Here is a 26003-nt window from a genome sequence, read left to right as displayed (position 1 = left end):
GATAAAATCAAGCGCCGAGCTTCTCAAGCTCCTCGTCGCCTATAATGAGGGGCCTTCCAGCCTCAATAACATAGCTGAACTCCCATTTAACCTCTCCGCAGTTCATGGCCTCTGCGTAGCGTTTAGCCTTCTCCTCCGCCTCCTCAACGCTCGAAGCTTCAACGAGCCTCCTGACGTACCACTTCCTGTCACCAAAGCGAAGCTTGAACTCCGCCATGTACATGGGCATCACCGTAGAGAATTGGGGGAGAGGTATAAAAACCTAAGGCTCCCTCGCTCTGTAAACGCCATCCTCAAGGGCGGCCTCAAATATCTTCCCGCCTTCTTTCGTCTTCAGCTCAACGATCACGGCCGAGGGCTCGCGCTCGACCTCTTCCTCCACATTCCTCCTGCTGAGAACCTGAATGAAGGCATCTCCAAGGCGCTCGAACTCGAAAACAAGGGCATCGCCCTCCCAGCGGTGGCCGCGGTAAGAAACGCCGCCCATTCTGAAGGTAACCTCAAGAACGATTTTCATCAACATTCCTCCGGATATTGCTCATAATCCTCTAAGGCCGACGATGTTAAAAAGGTTGGCCCCGGAAAAAATAAAAAGCGCTTTCAGCCCGTCTTCTTCAGTTTGACGACCTGCTTCGCGAACTCCTCAAGCACCTCCTTGCGCATGCCCTCGAAGAACTTTATCGAGCCGGCGTAGCTGTGGCCGCCGCCCTCTATGCCCGCGCTCGGCAGAGCCTCCTGGAGCTTTGGAATTATCTCGTTTAGGTCGAAGCTGTACGCCGCCATCCCGTCCGCGGCCCTGACCACCGCGAAGTCCGGACCGTAGGCCAGGGTGAGTATCGGCGCGTCCTCGCCGTACTTCTCCTTGAAGTGGTCGTGTATCAGGCCGGAGAGCTTGCCCGGGGACGGATAGCTGAACTTTGGAGCAAAGAGCTCGATGTCTATCGTGTTGAACCTTATCCCGTTCGGCAGGACGACGCTCTTGACGTGCGGCAGCGAGGCCCTCAAAGCCTTCTCCTGCTTCTCCTTGACCTCCGGGTAGATCGCGTTTATCAGCTCGCGGTGCCTCTGGAGGTTGCCCGTGAGGAGGAGAATCTCGTCTATTATGCCGTGTCCGTCCATGAACTTCCAGAAGTAGGCCTCGTGGTCTATCACTTCGGCTATCTTCTTGAGGTCCTCCTCGTCAAGGCCCTTGGCCTTCTTCGCTATCTCAAGGTACTGGTAGAACTCCGGGGCCTTACTCCTGTCGCCGGTTCCGGCTATGGCGGGGAGGTGCTTGATTTTGTCCTCAACATCGGGGTTGATGAAGCGCGCCACTTCCGTTGCCAGCATTCCCGCCGTTAACTCGTAGTAGCCGCGCTTTATGTGGTGCGGGTTGACGTGCACATCGACGTAGTCGTCCACCTTCGCCCTGTCCTCGCTCACCCACTCGCGCGGGTCGTGGTGGTCTATGACCACTATCGGAACGCCGAAGGCCCTTATGCGCCTGTAGGCCGGAATATCCTCGCTCGTTCCGCCGTTGTCAACAATAACCAAAAGCGGCAAGGGGTCGCCGAACCTCTCGTGGTCCTCGACCATGAAGATTATGTCCTTGAGGACATCCTCCAGCTCGTAGAAGGGTGCCCTGCTCGGTCTGCGCTTGAAGAGCTTCCACCTGGCACCGGAATCGGGCGAGATCTCCTCGATGAGCGGAACTATTGCGTACTCAAGGGCCAGGCCCGAGGTGTAGCCGTCCGCGTCGGCGTGGTGCCTCAGCAGTATCGGCCTGCCCTCCAGGATGGCGCGGCGTATCGTGGATGCGGCCTTCATTATCTTCGGCTTCAAAGCCTCGAGCACTTCACTCTCGACCAGGAACCCCACGTCCTTGGGCTGGGCGCGCCTGTCGAGCTCCTCCTCTATGCGCCTCTTGACCTCGGCAGCCTCCGGCCCCCAGAGCCTCGCCATGTCGCTGGTCTCGATCTGAATCTCGCCGGAGTGGAAGGCTATCTTCCCGATTATCTCCACGATGTCTCCGACGTTTATGTTGGGGTAGGCCCTAACTCCAGGAGCCTCAAAAGCCGCGGCCCATGTTATACCCGTTCCGTCCGTTATCGTGAAGACCGTCGGCCCGCCGGTAACCTGTATCTGGGTGACCTTACCGCGAAGCCTGACCGTCTGGCCCGCCATGTCCTTGCGGAGGTCGCCGATGAGCGTTACCGGGAGCTCCTTTCTGACGACTACCTCCTTGTAGTGTTTGAGGGCGGACTCTATAAAGTCCACCTCACCCCTGTCTGGCTTTACATCGAGAACCTGAACGAGTATCCCGTCTCCGGGCTTGTAATCCCTCCCGCCGAGGAGGTCCTTCCTCCGTATAAGACCCCTGACGTGCGGATTGAGTTTGACGAAGACGCCAAAGCGCTCGACACGGTCGATTGTGCCCTTGTAAACGCCCCCAATCTCAATGTCCTCAACGTCGCAGGTCTTGTCGAGAACGTAAACGACCTTGTACTTACGCATGCAGTCAGGGCAGACCCAGGTGGTTTCCATACCAGGCTCCCAGGGCCCCTTCACCTTACCGCAGATGTCGCAGGCCAGAACGCGGCCGGTCCCACCGCAGGTCGGGCAGGTGTCGTAAACCGGCACGACGCCCTTCCCGTGGCACTCGGGACAGGGTATCTCGTCAACCTCGTCCTCAACGCCGATGTAGTCGAGGTTGCGATAGCCCTTCAGCTTCTCTCCAACCTTGAAATCGGCAGGAACGTAACCCCATCCCTCACAAACGGGGCACTCCTTCTCGCCAGCCTTAATCTTCCCGGTTCCGTGGCACTCGGGACAATCCTTAACCACCATGAGCATCACCGCGGTGGGTTCTCCGGGGAGCTTAAAAACATTAATCAACGCTCTCCCGAACCAAATGCGTAATTTTCAACGGCTGGTTCGCAGTTAGAACCTACCCCCCACCCTACACAAAGCGCTTAAAAGAACACGAAATTAGGGATAAAACGCAACCAAAAGATGGCCCAAAATAGTAAAATGTCTCAATGGGGGGAATAGAATTGAAATTCCGCCAGAAGCTTTACACCGCACTCCTCGGGACGGTCCTGATGGTCATACTAATAACGTCACTAATCCAGTTCAGGACGATAGACGGCATGGGGCAGAAGATAGAGGAAAACGTGGCCCCTACTCTGACAGAACATGCAAAACAGATAGCCCTTCTGGAGAGCCAGAAATACGCTGTGACGATTGATGAAAGGCTTAGGCCGCTGATCGTCGTCACGAACTCCTACGCAAACTCGATAGGGTCGCTTTACGTGAAGGACGAAGTCGAACCGGGCTACTCACGAACCCCAATCTTCGGCGCAAGCATTTTCAGCAGACTCGGGGACTTAAAAAACTCAAATGACGACATAATAAACGCCTACTACGCCGATGAAACCGGAAAAGTAATAATAATCCCCCGAGCCGAACTTCCCGAGGGGTACAACGCCACAAAATCCTCCTGGTACCAAGGGGCGGTATCTCGGGGAGCGTTCTGGATGGAGCCTTACACGGACATAATAACAAACAAGACCGTGATAACCTACGTCACCCCCGTGAAGTACAAGGGGACCGTGAAGGGCGTTCTTGGAATAGACGTTGACTTCTCATACCTGGCGAATGAAATAGTGAACACTCGGGTGGGTAAAACAGGATACCTCTTCGTCATCAGCCCCAATGGAACCGTCATAATCCATCCCGACCCGGAGGTCGTTGGAAAGCTGAATGTCTTTGAGGACAGCAGATACGCGGCACTAGCGAGGGCAATGGAAAACTCGGAGGATGGGGTTGTTGAAATAGAACTGGATGGGACAAAGATGGTGATCTCATTCGCCAGGAGCAAAACCACAGACTGGACGATAGCCGCTATAGCGCCGGAGGATGAGCTCATCGGCGGGCTTGTAACCGCGCTGGACGAGGCGAAGACGGACGCATCAAAGGAACTCCTGTACGGGATGACGGTAACAATATTGGTGGCAGGGGGGCTTGTACTCCTGAGTGCCAGATATCTAAAGAGGGCGCTGCAGCCAATATCGCAGCTCACGAACGCGGCGGAGTTCATAGCGGCGGGCAGGCTTGAGGATGCGAGGGAAGTGGTTGGTTCGATAGACTACCCCCACAGGGACGATGAGATAGGAAAACTGATAACCGCTTTCGAGGCCATATCCGCCGACGTCATAGGCACCCTCAACGGGGTTATCGACAAGCTCGAAGCCATGGCCGAGGGCCGGCTGAACTACACCATAGACGCCAGGGCCCAGGGAGACCTCCAGAACATAATAATTGCACTCCAAAAGACCTCAGCCAAGATGAAAGCCCTTATCGGAAACATCAGGGAGATTGGAGTAACCCTGGACGAGCAGGCCAGGGAACTGGCGGATATAGCGACCCACGTCAGAAACTCGACCAACCAAGTTAGTGAAGCAATAGAACAGGTCAGCATCGAGGCCCAGCGCCAGCAGGAGCACATAAACGAGATAACCGAAGGAATGCGCCTCGTCTCGGACACCACCTCAGAAACCTCCAACATCATGGACGAGTTCGAGAGGGCTATAGATGAAGTCGTCAGAATAGCACAGGAAGGAAGAGAGAAGGGAGACGAAGCGGTTAGGGACGTTGAGAGCATTAAACGCTCCATGGACTTCATAGAGGAGGCAGTTAACGCGGTCAGTGAGATGAGCAAACGCATAGGCGAGATAACCCATACCATAAGCAACATTGCGGAGCAAACAAACCTCCTTGCCCTGAATGCGGCGATCGAAGCGGCAAGGGCGGGGGAAGCAGGTAGAGGTTTCGCGGTCGTTGCCCAGGAGATAAGGGGACTGGCGGAGGAAAGCAAGAGCGCCGCGGAAACGATAAGGGACATCATAGATGAGATGGATGAGAAAGTTCAGAAAGCCGTGGAAGAGACCCAGAAGGGAGTAAAGAACGTGGCCAGTTCAACGGAGACCCTGAGTGAGAGCCTAGGCTATCTCGGCTACATCGCCGAAATGATAGGGAACGTTGGCACCAAAGTTGAGGAGATAAGGGAGCAGACCATCAGGACACAGGAGGAGGTTGAGAAAGCACTCCAGGCCCTGGAAAACCTTGCCGCAAGTGCTGAGGAGACCACCGCCAGCGCGGAGGAGGTTAACTCCGCCATGCAGGAGCAGAGAGCAGAGATTGAGACGCTCAGCTCCGAGGCCCGGAAACTCAGGGAAATCGCCAAGCGTCTTCGCCAGAACGTTGAACAGTTCAGGCTCTGAATCTCTATACCTATTCTTTTTCACCCTCCCCCTTCTTTCCAAAGAAGCCCCAGAATACCACCATCGAGAGGCTGTACAGGAAGGCTGTTATCAGGAACGGCCAGACCAGGGACATGTCGAAGAGAACGCCGCCCACGTACTGGCCCACTCCGAAGGTCGCAGTCCAGGCCAGGCTGTTAAGCGCCATCGCGGTGGAGCGCTCCTCTTCCTCGAAGAACCCCATCATGAAGGAGTTCCATATCGGGTTGACTATGTTCATCAGTATCGTCCTGAGGATGTATACGACCGCTGCCACTGGGAACACCGGCGAGAACGGAAGGGCCCCTATGAGGAGGCTCGCCGTCCCGTTGAAGGAGACGATGGTCTTAACGCTGCCGAACCTGTCGGCTATCATGGGCAGCAGGAACATCCCGATCCCCATTATGAACTGCTGGAAGGCGAAGAGCCAGCCGATGCTCTCCAGGCTCGTTCCAAAGCGCTGGTTGAACCAGAGCCCCATGTAGGGAATCGCTATTCCTGCACCCAGACCTATCAGTGCCCCCGGAAGTGCGAAGCGGCCTATTCTAATGAGAAGGCTCCTGTCGAGGTTCAGCCCGCGGGAGTGTCTCTCAAGCACGGGGCTGACGAAGAGAACTATCGCGAACCGAATAGGTATGACCACGAGAACCAGGGAGAACACCCCTCCATAGCTCAGCCAGCGCGAGAGAAAGCCCGCGACGAGTATTCCGAGGGCGGAGGCTATCGTGCCGATTCCTGAGGAGAGACTGAACAGGTAGTGCCTCTTTCCGTCCTCCACCTCCCCGCTGAGCAGTGCCATGAATGAAGGCGACTCCAACGCCATGCCTATCCCTATCAGGACGCCGCCCAGGGTGAGCATCCAGAGGGTCGGGTGGAGAACCTGGGCGAGCCTCCCGAGGAACATCATGCTCACTCCAAGGAGGACGGTTTTCTTGTAGCCCACCCTCGCGCCGAATGGGCCTGAGAACAACAGAACCGCCGCCTGGGCCAGCGTTGAGAGCGAGAAGACCACGCCTATGTTAGTGTAGTCGAAGCCGAGCGATTTGAGGTAGAACGGGAAGATAAACCAGGCTATGTTGCCCCCGAAGGAGGAGGCGAAGGAGTAGGCAACGAGCAGCCATGCGTCCCTTCCGAACCCGCGATAGTTCTGCAGTGACATGAACGTTCAGACCGCGATTTGAGTATATAACCTTGTCGCAAACCAAAGGTTGGGTGCAGTTAACCATGCACATCAAGGCATCGAAGGCTGGTCTCCTCCTCTCGAAGGAGCCAAAAAAGTCATATAGAATGAAAAAGTTCACTGGCTGGCCATGAACTCCTCAACCGCCTTACCAGTTTCCACGTGGGTCCTGCCGGCCAGTATTATGACCCTGTACCTGCTGTTGTTCGGGTTGGGGAGGTCCTTCACAACGTAGCCGTTACGCAGTATCTCCCGCTTTATGGAATCCACAACATCCTCCCCATAGACCCTCTCCAGGAGAGCCCAGGCGCTGTTGCTGACCCAGCCCCCCACGATGATAACGTTTTTATCGCTTGGGAGGGCGGTCAGCTGAGTGTCGTTTATTATGAGGGAGTAGACATCCTCGGTCGCCTGAACCTTGGGGGCGGTTATGGAGACCTGTTTGGCCACGGAGACCCTACGCACGAAACGGTAACCACTCACACCGACGATATCCCCCTGGGCGTTCTTGGCAAAGAAGGGGACAATGCTCAAGTTCCATCCCGTCGGGATCGAGAGGGACTGTCCGGGAGCCACGAACACCCGCGGGAAGCCCTCACCATCCACGTGGAGGTAAAGTGTGTAGAGCCCGTGCTCAGGGTCTATGTCCCAGACCCACTGGTCACTGTAGATATCCCCATCCTGATACCGCCCAACTTTCTCATAGTATTCGTAGCTATAGATGACGGTCTTGGATCCACTTACCCCAATAAAGAAGTCAGTCGGGGAAAACAGGAACACTTTATCCGCTCCTGCTTCAAAGAGTTCGTTGAGCCTGGAGACCGGATAACTGTCGTATTCTTCGAAATCCTCCTCACCATCGGCGGTTAGGTACATGATGTAATACCTGCTCCGCGCCATGGCCTTAGTCTTGATGATGCCGCTCGGATACGTTAGCTCAACCAGCATCTTCGAGGCGTTGATGTTTATATCCAGAGGCTTGAGCTTCCACCCGCCGACCGTTATCGAGTCGCCGAGGGACGTGAGTTTTGAATCAGCAGCCTCGTGGGAGTATAGAAACATCGTGTCCTTTCCATCAACGGTGGTTGATACAATCTTGTAATCCTCACCAACGTCGAGGGGGGTCGTGTTCTCGTTAAATGTCACCTCAACACTCCTATCAAGAAACTCCACCGAGCCCCGACTCAGGTTGAACCCAACACGGGAGAAGTTCACCTGAACAACCACCACATCACCCACAGGCTGATCACTGACGTTGATTCCCACGTCCGGCATATCCTCTTCGTTCAACAGGTAAACCTGGTTTTCGTCCGGGATAAGGACGCTGTGGTATTCAACCGGCACAGAAGCGACTGAGGTGTACTTTCCAATGGTTATCCCCTGAAGAACAAGGAACGCCCCCAATCTCGACCCGCTTATCGCATCTTCCCCTATGTGCAAAGGCGTCCCGTTAACTATCTTAGTGGTTGGAAGGACTATCACTGTGTTGGCTGAGTTAATCCATGCGACCTCTGCGCTGATGGGCGCAATGGCCAATCCCAAAATCATGATGACCGTAACAACCACTAGGACATTTTTCATACCTCTTATCACCAAGTTCAGATTAAAGCTCAATGTTTATAATATTTCCTGAGAAAAACACTTCCGCGATGATGAGTGAATCCAATGCTGACGGGATGATGAACCCCGAACCTGAGCGTCGGATTGAAAACGAAAGGCGAACCAAAATGGAGAGACAACTTGAGGAGCTGTATTCCAGCATCCAGGAATTGAAAAAAGAGAACGAGAAGAGAAAAGCTCCAGATCAGCTCGGATGGGACGACATTGCCCAGGAGATCATCGGTGCCGTAACCTTCGCCCTTCCGTTTCTCTTCACGGCGGAGCTGTGGGAGATAGCCAAGGACATCTCGGTTGAACGCGCCCTTCTGGTATTCTTAATGACGCTCGGCGTCGCCTACCTGTTCATCGCCAAATCCAGAATAGGGAACCTGAAGAGGGAGGAGCTGTTTCACATCCCCAAAAGACTCCTAACCGTCACGGGGATAGCGTACCTTATCTCCGCGGGCCTGATATATCTCTACGGGATAAACAACCTGGCGGACTTTACAGCCGGGCAGTATCTCAACGCTACCATACTTATAAGCACCTTCGCTGTGATAGGTGCAATAACCGTTGATATGGTGAAGTGAATGAGGCTCGTAACAGGAAAAAGGTGGGAAGCCTTCGCAGACGAAAAATCCATACTCTTCCCAGAGTACAGGAAAAACCGCGATGAACTCATCGACTTCGTTGATTCCCTAACCGGAGAGGAAACCGTCATCACGGCGAGCCTTGAGCTTATTGATTTAATCGCCTGGAAGTTTCGGCGGGGCGAGGAGAACGTCCTTATCTACTCGGACACAGGGAAGAGCCTCACCATGAAGGAGGTCTATGAGCTGAGGAAGTACCTCGACTTCGACGTTCGCGGTGGCTTCTCTGGGGCAAGGAGTGAAACCAGCATCCTCTTCGTCGAGGGTAAGACTGACGCCAAGTTCTTCAAGGCGGTCTTCAAGAAGCTCTTCGAGTTCAAGGAGCGCCGAGAGGCGCCCTACAGCCTGCGGTTCATCGAGCGCGTCTTTGAGCGCGACAACTTCGACCTGCTGAAGCGCGGGGAGGATAACTATTACCTCGCGGTTATCCCGAGCGAGGGGAACTCCGGAGTCACAAGGAACCTTGGGAACTTCCTGAGGGCGATGGAGGTCTTCGACTTCCGCGTCGACAGGATAGGCGCTGCTATAGACATTGACGAGGACCGGCGGAGTGCCCTCGCATCGATAGCTGGAAAGCTCTCCGGTTTCAGGCACGAAAAAACCTCCTTCGGCTACCGCGTCGGAGAAACCGAGGTCATACCGCTCATAATCGGCCTTCCCTTCGAGGACGATACGATAGAGTGGAAGAAGCCAACGGTTGAAGACCTCATGCTCCACCTCATAGCGAGGGAGGGGCTCCTGGATAATATAAAACCCGGTCTAAAAACTCTTAACAAGAGCCTCGGGAGAAAGCTCAAGCCCAAAGAAGTGATGTACCTGGCCCTGTCAGCCTACGGCCACTGGGGCAACCTGGAGGGCTTCTACGAGCTGTTCGTCATGCGCTCAAGGTTCAGAAACCTCAAAGCAGTCCTTAAGGAGGCCAGACTCATAGAGGGCCTCGCATATCTAGCAGGAAGGGAAAGGGAGCGTTGACTTTTTATTGCCACACCCCAAATCCGAACGGGTGGTGGATATGAAGCTCGTTTCATTCGACGTCTGGAACACACTCCTCGACATAGAGGTTATGCTCGACGCCATGGCCGTTGAGCTCTCCAAGCTTATGGGAGCGTGCATAATAGACGTCGTCGAAGGAATGATGCTCTCCCGCGAGAGGATAAAGCGCATGAGGGCCCAAACGGCGGGAGATCCGTCGAGGTCGCTTGAGGAAAGCCAGGAGATGCTGGCGGAGCTCCTGGGAGCAGAGGTCGAGCTCGTCAAGAGGGCCGCCGCGAGGGCAACACTCAACGTTGGGGACGAGATAGTTCTCCCCGGGGCGAAGGAGGCGCTGGAGGGCGTCAAGAGAAAGGGCCTGAAGGTTACCGTGACGGGCAACGTGATGTTCTGGCCCGGCTCGTACACCCGGCTCTTGCTGGAGCGCTTCGGGCTTATGAACTTCATAGACAAGACCTTCTTCGCCGACGAGGTTCTGGCTTATAAACCGATGCCGGAGATGTTCAGAAAACCGCTCGAGGCCTTTGGCATAGAGCCGGGCGAAGCTATACACATCGGCGACACCTACGCGGAGGACTTTGAAGGTGCCCTGAAGGCCGGTCTCTGGGCGGTCTGGATAAACCCCGAGGCCGAGGAAGCAAGGAAGATCCACGAGAGGGGCTTTGAGGTACCCTCTGTCGAGGGGATTCTGGAGGTTCTTAAACTGGTGGGATGATGGGTTAAACCTACACCCCGAAGGGGTTTAGGCACGAAAAAGCCTACTCACGAGTTAGGGTATCTTTAAATGGGCGAGGAAGTGGTGAGCTATCTCATCAGCTTTGCCTTTACGTAATTTCGGGCGGCATAGTACTGCCTCTCGTCGCTCTTGATAATACAACAGTTAAAAACAACGTAATGTATTTATAATTTGAATCCCTGTATCAAAATGGGTGCTGATATGAACGAAGTGAAGAGAGTGTCTGAAATTAGAATCAAAAATTATTACACTGCATACAGAACTAAGTATCCACACAAAGGAATCGACAACGCTAGAAGAGCTGCTCTTAACTGGGCTATTGGGATTCATAAGCTCATATTTGGAAAGGAAGAGCTGGACATGGCTATTGAAGAGTACAAAAAGTTCATCCAGTCCTTAGAGTAAATTCTCGCTCCTTCGTTACTGTTGATACTTAATTAGATGAAGAATGTTGTATAAAATCAAAATCCTAAGATGAGGAAGAGAAAACACAAATACTGGGTTCATTTGAAAACTTGAATTTCACTTCTTCCCCTTCGGCTGCAACCACACCCCCAGCCCAACCTGCCTCGTCTTCTGGTAGCGCAAATCCTCCGCCCGGTAGCCGAAGGCCTTCAGAATCCTCTCGACGGCCGGGAGAACCTGGTTCTCGATGTAGTACTCAGCATCGTACCTGTGCTTCGTGGGGTCGAACTCGTCAAAGGGAATCGCCCTGTCGCCTATCCTCCCGGAGCCCTTGAGCACGATGTAGCTGATGACAGTTCCCGGCCGTATCTTCACGCCTCTCGCGGCCAGACGCTTCGCTATCGCCACGTGCGGGCCTGTGGCCTTGTAGTCCTTCAGCTCGCGCGTTATCTGCTCATGGATTACAAGCTTCTCAGGCGGAACCTCGTACTTGCCCAACTTTTCCGTCACTTCCTTAACTATGCTCACGGCTTCCTCGACGTTACCGTCCTTCAACAGCGCCTCCAGAACCCTCGCCTGCGTCTCCTTGGCTATCTCGCTCCAGTCACGCCTCACAATCTCAAGTCCGCGCGTGGTTATCTTGCCCTCTTCGTCTATTACCGCGTACTTTTTCTTGGTGACGAAGAAACCCCTCTTGTAAAAGCCCTCGTACTCGAGCTCAAGCGCACCGGGGAGTTTGGCGTTGATGTACTTAAGGAACTCCATCGCCTTCTTTTTGACAGTTTCGGCGTCAGCTCCTGGAATTGTCGCATGGAACCCATCCGTGTCCGCGTAGAGGACTTTAAAGCCGTATTTCTCCTCTATCTCCCGTATGCTCATTTCAATATACTCCCTTCCCCATGCCGTAACGCTCTCGGCGCACTCCTTGCAGTACCAGCGAGCGGCGGGCGTAGGCATAGTACCCATAATAAGAGTTGGCCAGTATCTTAATGGCCCGCTGCCTGTAATCGAGGAGCTTCTTCTCCAGCGGGTCTATCGTGGCCTTCATGCGCTTCTTTATCTTCTGTCTCTCGTCGAGCAGGTTTCCGAGGAGGCTCGGGATGAAGCCGGGGAAGTCCTTACAAAACTTGTGGCCAACCTGCGGGGCCTCGTCATACTCCTTACAGCCCTCGCGGTTCAGCGTATCTGGTGAGACGTTGTGGGTGATGATGATTGAAGGGTAGAGACTACGAAAGTCCAGGTACACAATATTGTCCCATAATCCCCGTTCTGGTTCCTTAACGTAGCCGCCGGTGTAACTGTTCCTTCTCCTCACTAGCTCCCTCTCATCTGGCTTGTTTGGAGCGAGCTCGTTCCTCTCGTAGGCCTTTCTAAGCAAAAACCACTCCACGAGGTTGCCGGTGCTTGAACGGGAGACGTCCCAGAAGCTTTGACCTACCAACCGCGAAAGTTGGGCCTCCATCGGGAAGAACTCCCTTCCAAGCTCGAAGGTGACTTTAGCGTCCTCCATGGAATAGCGCGCGACCCTTTCAAGCCCCTCGCCGGTCTCCCAGGCGGTGGTTATCTCCTCGGGGTAGACCTTCTCCTTAGGGGTGCCGAAAATTGCCTCGTAGACAGCTTCAAGCGTGTATGTGGGCAGGTTGACGGTGCGCAGTATGACGGGGTAGAGGTCGAAGTGAATCCTCCCCTTCACCTCGACCGCAAATCTGTCCCCCATGCGCTGGATTTTTGGATCCGAGCCGTCCCTGCCAAGGGTGAACTTTATCCCGAACTTTTCGCAGCGCTTTTTGAGGTAGGCGAAGTCGAAGTTGTCGCCGTTGTAGGTTATGAGCACGTCGGGGTCTTTTTCTTTGATGACCTTCAGAAAGCGCTTTATCATCTCCTTCTCGGTGGAGACAACGTCAACGAAGGGCAGGTCAATTTTCTTCCACGTGATAACGCGTGCCTCGTTTTCATCGGCGTAGCTTATCATCAAAATGGGCCCCTCAGCGAACTCCTCGCCCTCGTGGTAGAGCGTCTCGATGTCAAATGCCAGCATCTTGAGCTCCTCGTCGCCTTCCATCGGGATTATGCCCTTGTCTATGAGGTAGCGCTTGGCAAATGGGATGTCGTACTCGTAGATGTCAACGACGGCAGGATGGGCACGTATCCTGTCCCTTATAGCCGGGACGTCCTGGGGGCGGGTGAAATAGAGCTTCCAGACCTCCACCGGCCTGCCGAGGAACTTCTTCTTAACCTTCTCGGCGCGCTTCACCTTAACGACCCTGCCGTGGCGCTCGGCGGTTATCTTCTTGACGTCCTCTATGGCAGAATCGTCCCTCAGGAGAGCGTAGATGTAGGGCTCAAAGTTCCTGTCATATTCTATCTTGAACTCGCCGTTATCCTTCTTGAATATCCTTATGACGGGCTTCCCATCTTCGGTGATGTAATCGGTATCGAGTATCATAACCAACACCTGTGGGATTTTCGACGTGGGGACTAATAAACTTCGCCATGCTTAAAAAAGAATGGCAGCGGAAAGGGACAATCACGGTGTCTCAACCTTTTGAACAAGGTCACCGCACCTCCTCTGGAGCTCAACGTTGGCTTTCAAAAGCTCCTCACTGGGGTAGTCGCCGTTCTCTCGCCATTCCGTTGCAAAGTCGTGGATCAGGTTTAATCCTCTTACTTTTTACAGACATTTTTCCTTCGCCCGTCTGATTCTCTCAGAGGAAGCCCATTCGTATGGGTAATTCATATCTGCCTTGAGTTTTGATGTCCCTACTGCGTAGACAACGGCCACTATGGCGAGCAACAGATAGTTCTCAGTTCAAATACCGGTTGATCAGACTTGCCACAATGGCAATGCTGACCTCCTTCCCGCCGTGAGGGGCGAGGGTTCGGCTTAACCCCCTCGCTAATGGCAGGGAGGTTTACGGGCACTCATCTCCTACTCCCGTTGCCGGTTTCGGTTCAGCCCGAGGGCACGGTCTCGTGCCCGTTACCCCTATCCCCAAAAGGGACTTGGGGTTATAGTTTAGAGGCCACATCTTCAGTCCTTGCCTGCCCGAACGGGCAGTATTTCGAAGGACGCTTAACAGCGTCCACTCCCCTTCAGGCCGAAGGGGACACTTAAACCCCTCATCCCATCGAGTTCTAACTTTGGCCCCTCCGAGGCCTTACTACCTTACAAAGTTTAAAAGGGTTTTAACTGATTAAAGGCAGGATTGCTGATTACTCCATCCCCACCCTAAAGGACGAGGCCTTCAAAAGAAAAAAGTAAGCCACATAATATCAATCAAGGCGACCCTGTACTTAAGCTCTCTAAGGGGGAGGCACTCCTTTCTTCTACTTAGCTTGTCTACCGTTGAAGCAGTATACAGGAACCAGAAAATCCCAAACAGAAACTCGTATCCCAAAGCAAATTCCACGACCTTAGCATCGTCTCCGACAGTTCCAAAGATAAGCGAGAGAATCAAAGATGAAGGAACCGCCCTCATCAGGTTAGACCTGAACCGTACCGTCCAGTTAACGTCCCTATTCTTCATCGTCTGATCAACCATATCTTATTTACGAGATCCAGTTGATAAATATTCCGCAATCTATTAAAAACCACCACCTTTTTAAACTCCCCTGCAAAGCCCCGTCCATGGAGCTGTTTTACCGCGTGAGCTTTCAGGAAGTGGTGGCGGACGCGTTAAGCTTAGTTGAGGAGCGTGAACTCTCATCGAAGCACGCCCTTGAGAGGGTCTTCAAGAGGGTGTCGGGTAGAGACCGGGACAAAGCGCGCGGACTGGCCCATGCCTACGTCTTCGAGATAGAGAAGTGGAGGGCGAAGATAGACTTCATAATCAACTCCGTCCTAAAGGGTTCGAGGGTGGAAGACCTGGACCCCTACCTGGCCAACCTTCTGAGGATAGGAACCTTCGAAATCCACTTCAGGAAGGTCCCGCCGGCAGTGGCCACGGACTCAATAATCAGGGTCGTTAAGGAGCGCTTTGATTTTTCCCGCGCCAAGTTCGTCAACGCGCTCATGCACTCGATAGAGAAGTTCGACGTCGAGAAGGCTCTGAAGAAACTCAAGGAGAGGGACCGAATAGAATGGCTCTCCGTCCGCTTCTCCCACCCCCGATGGTACGTCGAGTACGCGGTAGAGCTTTTGGGCTACGATGAGGCGGTTAGGTTACTCCTGAGCAACAACAGGCCGCAGCGCTATTATGTGAGGACAAACACCCTCAAGACGGACGTGGACTCGCTGCGGGACTACCTCGAGGAGAACGGTGTGAGGACGGCTCTAACCCCCGTTCCGGACGTCCTGAAGGTCCTCGAATACAGAACTCCGGTAACTAGGCTCGACTGGTACAAGGAAGGGAAGTTCGTTATCCAGGATTTGGCTTCTGCCTACGTCGCCCACGTTTTGGCCCCCGAACCCGGCGAGAGGGTTCTTGACCTGGCGGCAGCCCCGGGGAGCAAAACTTTCCACGCGGCGGCGCTGATGGAGAACAAAGGCGAGATAATCGCGGTTGACTACTCGTACGACAGGCTCATGCGCATGAAGGAGAAGATGAAGCTGCTCGGAATCAAGAACGTCAAGCTCGTCCACGCGGACGGCCAGAGCTTCAGAGATAGGGAGAAGTTCGACAGAATCCTCCTCGATGCGCCGTGTTCAAGCTCCGGAACCTACAGGCAGTTCCCGGAGGTGAAGTGGCGCTTCGATGAGAACAAGATCAAGCGCATCATAAGCGTCCAGAGGAACATGCTCAGAAACGCGTACGAGAACCTGCGCGACAGCGGTGAGATGACGTATTCGACGTGCTCGATTAGAACAGACGAGGACGAGGAGAACGTTCTCTTCGCGGTTGAAAGGGTCGGGCTTGAACTGATGGACTACGGCTTCAGCTGGGGCGATAGGGGCTTCCTTGAAATCGGCGATAGAGTTTTTAGAGCGTGGACGCATAGGCACGACTGCAACGGATTCTTCATTGCAAAATTGAGAAAGGGTTAAACCAGCGGCTTCCTTTTGACCGGCCCTCCCGGTTTTTCTTCTTCAAATATCTCCGCCGTGAACCGGTAAACCTTCGTATCCTCATCGAGCCAGCAGTCGGGCGGAAGACCGGCCTTCCAGCAGGTCTGGGCCAGAAACTCCTCCTCGTCCCAGCCCCACTCTATCGGCACCTGTGGGAGAAGCAGGCCGGAATAGATGCCCTTCTCAATTATCAACCCATCGCGGCCGACCTTTATCTTCCTCGGTCTCTCCTCCGGCGGCCCCTCAACCGGCTCAGGGGGCGTCAGGACGCTCACCTCGATAACCAGGTCGTTCAGCTCGCTCTCCCGCACGGGCGGGAAGCGCGGGTCGTCGACGGCGGCGTAGATGGCCGCCTTTATCGTAGCCTCGACGAGCGGATATACCGGAAGGGGAAAGCCGATGCACCCGCGGAGGGCCATCTGAGGTGGAGCATGGCGATTGTTGAGGGTCACGAAGACGCCCATCTTCTCCCACAGCTCCGGAGGTGTGTCCTCTGGAGGCTTTATCGTCCTGCCGTTTCTAACGTACTCCTCTATCGCCCTCCTCGCGAGCCTGACGAGGAACTCGCCCCACTCATCCTTTATCTTGTACATCCACTCACCCCACTCATTAATGCGCCGAAGGGTTATTTACCTTTCCCGCAAGATTTAAAAGATTGCCGAAAAAAGTTAAGTCGGGTGTCGAATATGGTCATAGTGGAGTTCGTCATAGTTCCCCTCGGTGAGAAGAGTCTCAGCAGGTACGTCGCAGAAGTGGTAAAGCTTTTAGAGAGGAAGGGAGTTAAATATCAACTGACGCCGATGGCGACGATCATAGAGGTTCCAACGGTGCGGGAAGCGTTCGCAATAATCGAGGAGGCCCATGAGCTGATCTTCAAAATGGGAGCCGAGAGGGTTTCAACAACCGTGAGGATAGACGACCGGCGCGACAAGGACAGACACATGGAGGACAAGGTAAAATCGGTGATGGAGAAGGTGAGGGGTGGTTGATATTAAAGCACTGATTCTCGCTATAGACCGCGACGACGATTTCGGAGGGAAGGCCGGCGTGGAGGGGCCGGTCATCGGGCGAGACGCCTGTATCGACGCCGCCCTAAAGCTCAGCCTGGCCGACCCGGAGGACAGCGATGCCAACGTGGTTTACGCCGCGGTCAAACTCTACGACGGGCTGCGCGAGAGCGACGAGTTCGAAGACGTTCAGGTGGCCCTCATAACCGGCCATCCGAAGGTGGGTGTCAAGAGCGACCTGGAGCTCGCCAGGCAACTGGAGCTCGTCCTTGAGAGGTTCCCGGCGGATGGGGTTATCACCGTCACCGACGGCGCCGAGGACGAGCAGATATTCCCGATAATCACATCGAAGGTACCGATAATAAGCTCCCACCGCGTCGTGGTCAAACAGAGCGAGGGCATAGAGACGACATACTACATCATCTACCGGTATCTGAAGGAGATACTGAGCGACCCCGAGGTTGCCAAGGTGGTCCTTGGGATTCCGGGTATGATACTCCTGCTGTACGGGATAGCGCGCCTCATCGGCGTCTGGTATCCGGAGAGTGTTAAGATCATCTCCGCCACGATAACCGGCACGATACTGCTCTTCATCGGCGGCTACTTCTTCACCAAGGGCTTCAGATTCAACGTCCGTGAGACCATAGCCAAGCAGTTCGTCTTCGTCATCTCGGTCATAGCCGGAGCGCTGATCATCATAGGAGGTGCGATAAACGCCTACTTCCGGCTCGAGGAGTACTCCCTGGAGCTGATAGGCAGTTATCCAGGAACGCCGCTCCTCGCGATGCTGATCTACATCAACGCACTCAACCCCTCCCTGATAATAGGGGTAGCGGTCATGATAACTGGTAAGGTGATACAGTCCTACCTGAGGAAGGACCACCACATCTGGTACTACACATCAACGCTGCTCATGATGCCGGCCCTGTGGGTGACGATAGACCTCACCACCCGCTACGCGATGGCCATACTGACGCTCTCCGACATAGAGGTCTTCACGAAGCTCCTGTTTGCGCTGGCAGACGTCGCGGTGGCGGTTCTGGTTGGAATCTACATGAGAGGAAAAGTTAGGGGATGGGAGAGAGTTGAGGCTGGAGCAAGCGCTTGATGAGTACGATAAGAGGAGAAAGAAGGCCGCAAAAGAGGCCGAGAAAATAAGAAAAAAATACAACAAACGCCTGGAGAAAAAGCTGCGGGAGGTTCTGAAGAGGATAGACTCCCTTGAAAGGAAGAAGATTCCGAAGAACGTGGACGAAAACATTAGGAAAATCGTGACCGCAGAGCGGAAGAGCTACGTCACTTCCCTCAGGAACGCCCTGGAGAGCATCGGCGACATGGACGACCTGGGAAAGCGCCTCCCGGACCTCGCGAAGCTCCACGTTGGACACGGAAGGTACCTCATAATCCTCTTCGAGAAGGACGTTTACGCAATAAATCGCCTGTTGAAGGAGCTGAACGAGGACTACGTGAGGTACTACAACGAGCTGGTGGAGAAGGGGCTGGAGGACATCAGAATACGGGAGATTCTATCGGAGGAGAAAACCCTCCGGAGAAGCATTGAAGAACTCACGGACGAGATCCGCGCGCTCCAGGAGAAGGCTAAGAAGAAGCGGGCGGAGATTGAGGAATCGCGCCGCCTACACGGCCTGGAAGAGCTGGAGGCGGAGATAAAGAGCCTCTCGGCCAGGATACGGAGCGAAGAAACGGAAGTACGCTCGAAGGCCTCGAAGCTCCAAAAGCCCGTTAAGAGGCTGCGCCTGCACGAGGCCATCGCCCAGGAATTCGTCAGGGACAGCTCCGTCGCACTCAGAAAGCCAGAGGAGTTCATATCCCTCGTGAAGAAGATACACCCCGGCCTGGAGGAGAAGTACCGAAAGACCGCGGAGTGGCTCATCGATAACCTCGAGGAGAGGGCGCGGAGGATAGAGGAGGAACGGAAAAAGTTGGCAGAGCTTGAAGAGAGGCGCGACGAAGTTCTAACAGGTGCTAAGGGCATGGAAAAGGAGCTGTGGGAGCTCCAGAGACTCATCGAGGAAAGAGCGACGGAGCTCAAAAAGCTCAGGAGCAAGCTGGAGCACCTCGAGAGGGAGCTGGACGAAGCAATTTCCAGGCTCGAAGCAGCCCTGGGCGAATCGATAGAGCGATAGGTTTATGAATTAGGCTCCCCTAATTCTTTTGGGTGGTGAGCATGTTTAAAGTTGACAGGCTGCGCTTCGGAACGGCTGGAATACCAATCTCAACCCCAAAGCGCTCAACTATAGATGGGATAGTCCACGTGAGAAACCTCGGCCTCGATGCGATGGAGCTTGAATTCGTCCGAGGGGTCAACATCAAGCCCGAGCTGGCCAAGAAGATAAAATACGTCGCCAAAAAGCACGATATCCTGCTGACGGCCCATGCTCCATACTACATTAACCTCAACGCAGCGGAGAAAGCCAAGGTCGAGGCCAGCAAAAAGAGAATAATTCAAAGCGCCGAACGGCTTCACGACGCCGGCGGCTGGAGCGTTGTTTTCCACGCGGGCTACTACCTCAAGCAGGACCCCGCGAAGGTCTACGAGAGGATAAAGGGCGAGATTGAGGACATAGTGAGCAACCTCAAGGACAGGGGCATCGAAGTGTGGGTAAGACCTGAGCTGACCGGAAAGCCAACCCAGTTCGGAAACCTGAGGGAACTCGTGAAGCTCAGCGAGGAGATCGAAATGGTTCTGCCTACGATAGACTTCGCCCACTGCTACGCGAGAAACGTAGGGAAGTTCAACACCGCTGAGGAGTGGCGCGGGATGCTGGCCTTCATGGAGGACCGCCTGGGCAGGGAGGCGCTCGACAACATGCACATCCACATAAGCGGCATAAACTACACCTCGAAGGGCGAGAGGAACCACCTGAACCTCCAGGAGAGCGACATGAACTGGGAAGACCTGCTCAGGGTTCTCAAGGAGTTCAGGGTCAAGGGCGTCGTCATAAGCGAGAGCCCGAACATCGAGGGCGATGCCCTCCTGATGAAGAAGAAATACGAGGAGATAAAGGCCTAATAGGCCTCAACAAGACTCGACTGGCCATACCATCTGTGCTCCTCGACCTCGATGTGCAAATCGAGTGGTTCGAGGGGCCTGACCTCATAGCCTTTTCTCTTACCCCACTTCTCTATCTGCCTGAGGACGACCCTCACACCGAAGCGCGCGAGGGGGTAAAAGGGAATCAGGAACGGGTTTCCCCGCAGGAGCTTGGGTAATCCCCGGATGACCTCCTTCGCCAGGTGTTTCCAGGCGTAATAGAGGTGGAGGAACTGCCCGTAGGTTATCATGTCCTCGATGCGGTAGAACTCCTCGCCCCTCAGAAGGCCCATGGGCACGAAGGCGAGCGGGGTCACCGTGAAGTGGGCCCTTTCGCCGAGATTCTCCTCGAGTTTCCTCTCCATCGTGACAATCAGCCGGGCCGTTTCTATCTCGTAGTCGTCCGTGTCGCCTGGCAATCCCAGAATCGTTGTGTAAGCCGGGAACCAGTAGTTCCTGTTGAAGACGTAGGTTCCGTTGAGCAGAACCCAGGGCCACTCCTCAGGAGAGAACGGCTTCATCTTGTTGTTCATGTACCTGCCGATGAGCTCCGGGGCGGCGGTTTCGAAGCCGACCTGTATGCCGACCCAGTGGTTCGGGCCGGCGTCAACGATGCCCGAGATGGCCTCTATCATATCCGGCGCAGCTAGCGCTGCCGCAACGGTTCCGTGGGTAGGGTTCACGTTTCTTGTGTACTTCCTCGCGGTCTCAAAGAGCTCAACCACGGCATCTACGTTGGGGTAGAAGTTCCTCCTGTCCTCGACCATGTATAGGAAGATGTCCTCGCTGTGCAGCCAGGCGTGGTCTATCCCGGCCCTAACGTTGAGCCATATCTCCCTCTCGATTTTCTCGAGGGGTATGAAGCGCGCAACCCTCAGGTTGGGCTCGCAGAAGCGGCAGCCCCGCCCACAGCCCCGCATGACCTCCACGAGCCCCTTGTAGGATGGGGCCACGATGGTGGGTATCTCCTCTACCCTCGGCCAGCCCCTGATTACTATCGTCTCGTCGGCGCTTCCGGCCTCTATCTCCCTGAAGAGCCTTCCAGCAACATGGTCGGCCTCCCCTATGACGACATGGTCTATCCTCAGCATTTCCCTCTCGTCCTTCCTGAGGTCGAGCTGCCACGCTCCAGGGCCGCCGACAACGAGCTTGAAGTCCAGGTTCTTCTTTTCCCTTACCGCGTTTATCCTCTCGACTAGCTCCCTGAACTTAACGCGGGTGTAGTTCCTCCACTGGCCGCCGTTGGTGAACATCATGCTTACCGGACCGAGGCCGAGGGGGTCCATCTCGTAGAGGGAAACTATCGTCGTGTCCTCACCTATGAACCTCTCTACCTTCCTTGGGTGCGCCACGACTACCTCGTCCCTCCCAAAGCCATTCCTGAGGAGCGCCGCCTCGACCTTCCGGAGGCCGTAGGGCGCTTGGATTAAGATGCCGTCTTCGTCCGGGAGCTGGGTGTCCATTACCCGGAAGACCCACTTGGGGAGTTTGTCGTAGGGCGCACAGCCGAGGAAGTCCAGCAGGGGGACGTCGTGGTACGTGCTCGTCAGGGTCTCATCCAACGTGAAAACAACCCTGGTCATTTCGGTCACCACATACATCTGAAGAAAAAATTGCATATTTAAGAATTTCTATTTTCCAGAAATATCATAGTGTCAATTTAAAATATCCCAATTAATACCTATAAAATAGAGTAACACAGAGCGGAAACCCGGGACGTGCTTCCCAAATCAGAGGTGCCCCTGAGACGGCGATGGCCTCAGGTATGCGTACTTAAGGTAACATTATCTATTTAAAGCACCACGTTAGAACCAATCTTTGGCCTGATATGGGCCCCTACCGGAACATCCCTCGTTACATTGTGACCATTAAATACTAGTATCTGAAGAACAACAGTATTCACGAATGTTCTTAATCATTCATATTGAACGTAAATTGTTTTGTTTGCTGAAAAGACTTATGTACTTTTATTCATAGTTAAAACTGCCTGCTGGGGCAGGGGTGGCACCTATGAGGTTGAGGAAATTGCTCGGAGTTCTCCTGCTCGGGGGACTCCTCTTCGGGTTGGTGTCAGCGTGGAAACCCCGGGTTCCAACAGCGGCATCCTGCAATGAGGTATGGGAGCACGACGTGGATGAGAAGAGCTGGGGCACTTCTAAGTTTGTCTGGGCCGGCGTCCACGCCAAGGTTCTCATTTGCAACGGTAGGTTCGTTCGCATAATCCCGGATCCGAACCACAACCCACCCTCACCTAACCTTGTTGCAGAAGCACAGGGGGTGCAGGTAATAAACAATGAAACTTTCGTGGATGTCAAGAAGTGGGAAAAGGCGTATGCCCACATTGATTACATCGACCCGGAGACGGGAGATCGTACCTATGTACATGCGGAAATCCCCACCTCTGGCCCCGCGGATGAGCGGAGGGTTAGGCCGTGAAGAGAGCTTTCGCGGGCTTCTTCATCCTTTCATTGTTTTTTGTCTCCTATGCAGGCGCTTTTACCCCTCCCCCTTGGTTCAAGAACGGGACGTACGTGACGTACGCGGCGTTCCCCAATGAAAAAACCCGGAGAAACTTCAATACCTTCTTCTACATCCCCGCTCTCCTCCCCCGGGAGAACTGGAACTCCCTTTCCACCGCCGCCAAAAACGGGGGCGAGGAGTGCAGGGGGCTTCGGGAGAAACTGGAAAACTATAGCAACAGTATCTGGGACATCGTTCAATACAACGGTTCTGTCTTCATCACGTTTAACCTCACGGACGTTACGAACTCCTCCGCGGTGGTTCTGGTTACATTAACGCTGGAGAACGCGACTCCGAGCCCCGGATGCTGGGTTGATTCCCTAACGTTCAGAGGAAAGCTTTTTCTGAACATCACCGATGGGTACTACTACCTCAACGGCTCCAAACTAGGAAGGCCTTCCTTCTTTATACTCCCATATAGCCTCCCCGAGAGGAGGAGTCTGCTATACAAAGCATCAATATTGAGAAGGTATGGTTTTACGATAGTGGGCGACCTTAAGGTTAACAACATAACTTTCACCCAGGACAAACTCGTGCACACTTTCGTTAGAACCTTCTACCCACCGCTAGTGAAGATTAGATCAAACTGGTTGCCGATACTCTATCAGAAAAAAGGCTACTTAAGCTCTTCTATCGGTTTTGAATCACTCTACGATTTGAACACAGGAATCGCAATTAATATAGATTCACCCTATCCTGAACTCTACGTAGCCGGGATAATGTTCGTCGCCCCATTCAATTATTGCTCCGCGGAGATGAACGATAAAATCGACTTCTCCAGGGAGTACTGGCCCTACGGGTTCGTTCTTTACGATACCAACATCAAGTTCCCGGAGGAGAGGACTGGGAAAGCCCCAGACACGCCACTGAAGTACTACCTCGTCTTTGGGCTAATCATTTTAACTGCATCGCTCTTGAGGAGGTGGAAGAGGTGAGGTTGAAGGGACTGTTCCTGCTTGGGGTTCTCCTGCTCTCCCTACTGCCCGCCGTCAATGCCAGCAACACCGCATACGGTGTCCTGAGCATAAAGGGAGCGGGAAAAGTCACAATTGATGGGGTGGGCACCTTTACCGCTCCGGTTGCCTTAGTCCTCCCCGCCGGCAACTACACCGTTAGAGTGAAAGGAGACGTTGAGCTCGAGGCGAGAGTCTTCGTGAACCATTCAAAGCTCGTCGAGGTGGAGTTCAGGAAGGGAAACCCGGGGGAGCTCGTTGAGGGCAACCTCACAATCCTCGGCGTTAAAGTGATTTATGACCGGTGGAAGAACTACCCCGTTTACAACTCCACGCCAAGCCTCGGCGTTGGGCGGGGATGCGGGGGCAGCTGGAGCCCCTTTTATTACACGGACAGACCCCTGCCGATGACCCTGGAGGACGTTGGGGACACCATTGCAAAGCTCACGATCAATAACACTATAACACCATGTTACTTAATGAGTGGCATCCAAGACATAAATGGAAAGCTGGAGTACATCTTTTATACGATTGTAGGCCCCTTTGGAACATCAGGAATCGCCCTTAAGAACACAAGCTTTCTGGCTCCCCTTTCGTCCGTTGAAGTGGTCTCGGACGTAGAATACGTCGGGGGCTACCTCTACAACGTCAGCGCGGCCTCGATGACGACCCCGTTTACCGTAATCCTGCCGGTGATTCCCCGCGATGTGTACAACGTCACGGGGACGAGTACGGACGGGGACGTCATAAGAATAGAGCACATTCCAAGGATTGACACCTACAACCTGAGCGTCGGCGTCAACCACACCCTCGTGACGGCGGCTATAAGGCTCAAACCTGAGAAGAAGTACAAAATAAGCTACAGTCTCAAGCGCGCCCGTGACCTGGTGCGCGTTACCGAGGAGAAAGTAGAACTCCACCGAATAACGGTTAGAACGGATCCGGAGGGAGCATCGCTCGTCATCAGCGGCACCGTCCTCGTCAGGGGCACTTCCCCAGGCACCTTCTACCTGCCCCCCGGGAGCTACACTGTAACGGCATTTCTCAACGACAGCGGTGCCGTAGAGAGCTTCAGCGTCCCGGAGAGGGAAGGGATTAACCTCACGCTTAAGCCCCTCCCCGCGACTCTCGTCCTCAACGTCACCCCCGAGAATGCCTCCGTGGCCATCGACGGCGAACAGGTCAAGAACACGAGCGTGACGCTTTCACCCGGCGAGCACCAGGTTCTGGTCTCGGCCAATGGCTACGTCGCGGAGAACTTCAGCGTACTCCTCACCCCAAACGAGTCCAGAACTATAAAGGTGGCCCTAAAGCGCCTCCCAGTTCTGGTTGTTGACACAGAGCCGGCTGGGGCAAGGGTTAGCGTCACGAATCAGACCTGCGCCAGTCCCTGCAGGCTAACCCTAACTCCCGGCCACTACGTTGTCACCGCGTCGCTGGAGGGCTACGAGAACGCGAGTGCTGGAGTTTACCTGAAAGCCGGGGAGAATGTCAGCGTAACGCTGACCCTCGAAAAAATCAAGCAAGGGAGAACAACGAGCAGTGTGCCTGCGATTACTCCAACATCCCCAACTTCAAGTGATCAATCCTCCTCCAGCGCTTCACCGCTGGACACCGACAAGGGAGTGGAGCTCAAGCTCCTCGTTCTCGCCTTAGTCGTTGGGATTACCCTAATCCTGCTCAGGCGGAGGTGGAGAAAGTGAAGAGGCTACTTTTGATCGGCATCCTTCTCGGGGCACTCCTGCCCCTGAGTGCCGGCGCTCAAACCCCCACCTACGGCATGCTGACCATCACCGGAGACATTGAAGAGGTCAGCGTCCAGGGAATCGGGGTCTACCCTACCCCGGTAACCCTTGTCCTTCCTGTAGGCAACTACACGGTAAGGGCCGGGAGTCAGATAGAGCTCGAGGCCAGGGTTTTCCTGAACGCCTCAAAGCTCGTCGAGGTGGAGTTCAGGAAGGGAAACCCGGGGGAGCTCGTTGAGGGCAACCTCACAATCCTCGGCGTTAAAGTGACGTACGACTGGTTGAAGAACTACCCAAAATACAGCTCTCCCCTGAGCCTCGGGCTCCCAGGGGGGTGTGGATGGGGATGGAGCCCCTTTTATTACACGAACAGACCCCTGCCGATGACCCTGGTGGACGTTGGCGACAGGGCCGCAAAGCTCTTCCTCAACGGTACTGTGGTGTCCTCCAGCTACATCATCGTGGGGCCGTTCGGCGTTTTCTCCACGTCCGTGAAGAGCGCGAGTTTCATCGTGCCCCTCTCGGAGGTTAGGGTCACGGCGGACGTAGAATACGTCGAGGGCTACCTCTACAACGTCAGCTCCGCCTCGATGGTAACCCCCTTCACCCTAATCCTGCCGGTGGTTCCTCACGATGTGTACGACGTCACCGGAACGACTACTGATGGAGACGTTATCCGGATAAATCATATTCCGAAGGTCGACACCTACAACCTGAGCGTCGGCGTCAACCACACCCTCGTGACGGCCGTGGTGAGGCTCAGACCCGGGAAGAGGTACGGCATCTCCTACAGCCTCAGGACCGCCCTGGGGCTCATCAGGGTGAGGGAGGAGAGCGTCGCGCTCTACCGGGTTAGCGTAAACACCACCCCAAGGGCCA

The 26003-nt window shown here is 54.5% G+C and carries 22 protein-coding genes and 1 pseudogene; 14 read left to right on the top strand and 9 right to left on the bottom strand.

Features of this window, described 5'->3' with window-relative positions; all coding sequences use genetic code 11:
• Window positions 1-7 precede the first annotated feature (7 nt).
• The 3 genes from APY94_RS06505 to APY94_RS06495 all read right to left on the bottom strand — a co-directional run bounded on the left by APY94_RS06505 (window position 8) and on the right by APY94_RS06495 (window position 2826).
• Window positions 8-223, bottom strand: a complete 216-nt coding sequence (locus tag APY94_RS06505; RefSeq protein WP_058938859.1) for a hypothetical protein — start codon at window positions 221-223, stop codon at window positions 8-10.
• 39 nt (window positions 224-262) lie between these two features.
• Window positions 263-517: a hypothetical protein gene (locus APY94_RS06500; protein WP_058938858.1), complete on the bottom strand. Its 255-nt coding sequence runs from the start codon at window positions 515-517 to the stop codon at window positions 263-265.
• An 83-nt stretch (window positions 518-600) separates the two neighbouring features.
• Entirely contained in the window at window positions 601-2826 is a 2226-nt protein-coding gene (locus APY94_RS06495; protein WP_058938857.1) for a DHH family phosphoesterase, read from the bottom strand.
• A 206-nt stretch (window positions 2827-3032) separates the two neighbouring features.
• On the opposite strand from APY94_RS06495, the gene APY94_RS06490 reads away from it, so the two are divergent.
• The gene (locus APY94_RS06490; RefSeq protein ID WP_058938856.1) at window positions 3033-5261 is read left to right on the top strand and encodes a methyl-accepting chemotaxis protein; all 2229 of its coding nucleotides are present in this window, start codon (window positions 3033-3035) and stop codon (window positions 5259-5261) included.
• Between the two features lie 10 nt (window positions 5262-5271).
• Here the strand turns inward: APY94_RS06490 and APY94_RS06485 are convergent, their stop codons facing one another.
• The gene (locus APY94_RS06485; RefSeq protein WP_058938855.1) at window positions 5272-6438 is read right to left on the bottom strand and encodes an MFS transporter; all 1167 of its coding nucleotides are present in this window, start codon (window positions 6436-6438) and stop codon (window positions 5272-5274) included.
• 138 nt (window positions 6439-6576) lie between these two features.
• Window positions 6577-8052: an S-layer protein gene (locus APY94_RS06480; protein WP_245610429.1), complete on the bottom strand. Its 1476-nt coding sequence runs from the start codon at window positions 8050-8052 to the stop codon at window positions 6577-6579.
• A gap of 134 nt (window positions 8053-8186) precedes the next feature.
• Here APY94_RS06480 and APY94_RS06475 point away from each other — a divergent pair, with 134 nt between their 5' ends.
• The 4 genes from APY94_RS06475 (at window position 8187) to APY94_RS06460 (ending at window position 10839) form a co-directional block, all read left to right on the top strand.
• Window positions 8187-8648 carry a DUF2391 family protein gene (locus tag APY94_RS06475; protein WP_083500626.1) on the top strand — a complete coding sequence of 154 codons (462 nt, stop codon included), beginning with the start codon at window positions 8187-8189 and terminating at the stop codon, window positions 8646-8648.
• Window positions 8649-9680, top strand: coding sequence for a DUF3226 domain-containing protein (locus APY94_RS06470; RefSeq protein ID WP_058938852.1), 1032 nt, complete (start codon window positions 8649-8651; stop codon window positions 9678-9680).
• A gap of 40 nt (window positions 9681-9720) precedes the next feature.
• On the top strand, window positions 9721-10413 hold the full coding sequence (locus tag APY94_RS06465) for an HAD family hydrolase (protein ID WP_058938851.1): 693 nt from the start codon (window positions 9721-9723) through the stop codon (window positions 10411-10413).
• Between the two features lie 222 nt (window positions 10414-10635).
• Entirely contained in the window at window positions 10636-10839 is a 204-nt protein-coding gene (locus APY94_RS06460) for a hypothetical protein (protein WP_058938850.1), read from the top strand.
• 117 nt (window positions 10840-10956) lie between these two features.
• Here APY94_RS06460 and APY94_RS06455 read toward each other — a convergent pair.
• Both APY94_RS06455 and APY94_RS06450 read right to left on the bottom strand, forming a co-directional pair.
• A pseudogene (locus APY94_RS06455) lies at window positions 10957-13285 on the bottom strand (DNA polymerase).
• Between the two features lie 799 nt (window positions 13286-14084).
• Window positions 14085-14381, bottom strand: a complete 297-nt coding sequence (locus APY94_RS06450; protein WP_157065489.1) for a hypothetical protein — start codon at window positions 14379-14381, stop codon at window positions 14085-14087.
• An 86-nt stretch (window positions 14382-14467) separates the two neighbouring features.
• On the opposite strand from APY94_RS06450, the gene APY94_RS06445 reads away from it, so the two are divergent.
• A complete protein-coding gene (locus APY94_RS06445; RefSeq protein WP_058938848.1) occupies window positions 14468-15823 on the top strand; it encodes an RsmB/NOP family class I SAM-dependent RNA methyltransferase in 1356 nt (451 codons plus the stop codon).
• Here APY94_RS06445 and APY94_RS06440 read toward each other — a convergent pair.
• The gene (locus APY94_RS06440) at window positions 15820-16437 is read right to left on the bottom strand and encodes a TIGR00296 family protein (protein WP_058938847.1); all 618 of its coding nucleotides are present in this window, start codon (window positions 16435-16437) and stop codon (window positions 15820-15822) included. The genes APY94_RS06445 and APY94_RS06440 overlap by 4 nt on opposite strands.
• Window positions 16438-16530: 93 nt before the next feature.
• Between APY94_RS06440 and APY94_RS06435 the strand changes: the two genes are divergently transcribed.
• Genes APY94_RS06435 through APY94_RS06420 form a run of 4 tightly spaced genes read left to right on the top strand, consistent with a single transcriptional unit; the run spans window position 16531 to window position 19885 of the window.
• On the top strand, window positions 16531-16833 hold the full coding sequence (locus tag APY94_RS06435; RefSeq protein WP_058938846.1) for an MTH1187 family thiamine-binding protein: 303 nt from the start codon (window positions 16531-16533) through the stop codon (window positions 16831-16833).
• Window positions 16826-17959, top strand: a complete 1134-nt coding sequence (locus tag APY94_RS06430; RefSeq protein ID WP_058938845.1) for a DUF373 family protein — start codon at window positions 16826-16828, stop codon at window positions 17957-17959. Before APY94_RS06435 ends, APY94_RS06430 begins: the two co-directional genes overlap by 8 nt.
• Window positions 17937-18998 carry a hypothetical protein gene (locus APY94_RS06425; protein WP_058938844.1) on the top strand — a complete coding sequence of 354 codons (1062 nt, stop codon included), beginning with the start codon at window positions 17937-17939 and terminating at the stop codon, window positions 18996-18998. The genes APY94_RS06430 and APY94_RS06425 overlap by 23 nt, the downstream gene beginning before the upstream one ends.
• 41 nt (window positions 18999-19039) lie before the next feature.
• Complete coding sequence (locus APY94_RS06420; RefSeq protein ID WP_058938843.1) at window positions 19040-19885, top strand: deoxyribonuclease IV; 846 nt, start codon at window positions 19040-19042, stop codon at window positions 19883-19885.
• Here the strand turns inward: APY94_RS06420 and APY94_RS06415 are convergent.
• Window positions 19882-21489: a B12-binding domain-containing radical SAM protein gene (locus APY94_RS06415; protein WP_058938842.1), complete on the bottom strand. Its 1608-nt coding sequence runs from the start codon at window positions 21487-21489 to the stop codon at window positions 19882-19884. The two genes, APY94_RS06420 and APY94_RS06415, sit on opposite strands and share 4 nt — an antisense overlap.
• 427 nt (window positions 21490-21916) lie before the next feature.
• On the opposite strand from APY94_RS06415, the gene APY94_RS06410 reads away from it, so the two are divergent.
• From APY94_RS06410 to APY94_RS06395, 4 genes are all read left to right on the top strand, one after another.
• Entirely contained in the window at window positions 21917-22342 is a 426-nt protein-coding gene (locus tag APY94_RS06410) for a hypothetical protein (RefSeq protein WP_058938841.1), read from the top strand.
• Window positions 22339-23361, top strand: coding sequence for a hypothetical protein (locus APY94_RS06405; RefSeq protein WP_058938840.1), 1023 nt, complete (start codon window positions 22339-22341; stop codon window positions 23359-23361). Before APY94_RS06410 ends, APY94_RS06405 begins: the two co-directional genes overlap by 4 nt.
• A complete protein-coding gene (locus APY94_RS06400) occupies window positions 23358-25082 on the top strand; it encodes a PEGA domain-containing protein (protein WP_058938839.1) in 1725 nt (574 codons plus the stop codon). The genes APY94_RS06405 and APY94_RS06400 overlap by 4 nt, the downstream gene beginning before the upstream one ends.
• The coding region (locus APY94_RS06395) for a hypothetical protein (protein WP_157065488.1) at window positions 25079-26003 on the top strand (925 nt) is incomplete at its 3' end. The genes APY94_RS06400 and APY94_RS06395, both read left to right, overlap by 4 nt.

This window comes from Thermococcus celericrescens (assembly GCF_001484195.1).
GTDB classification, from domain to species: domain Archaea; phylum Methanobacteriota_B; class Thermococci; order Thermococcales; family Thermococcaceae; genus Thermococcus; species Thermococcus celericrescens.
The sequence above is the reverse complement of the archived record's forward strand: the minus strand, read 5'-3'. Positions and strand labels throughout refer to the sequence as shown.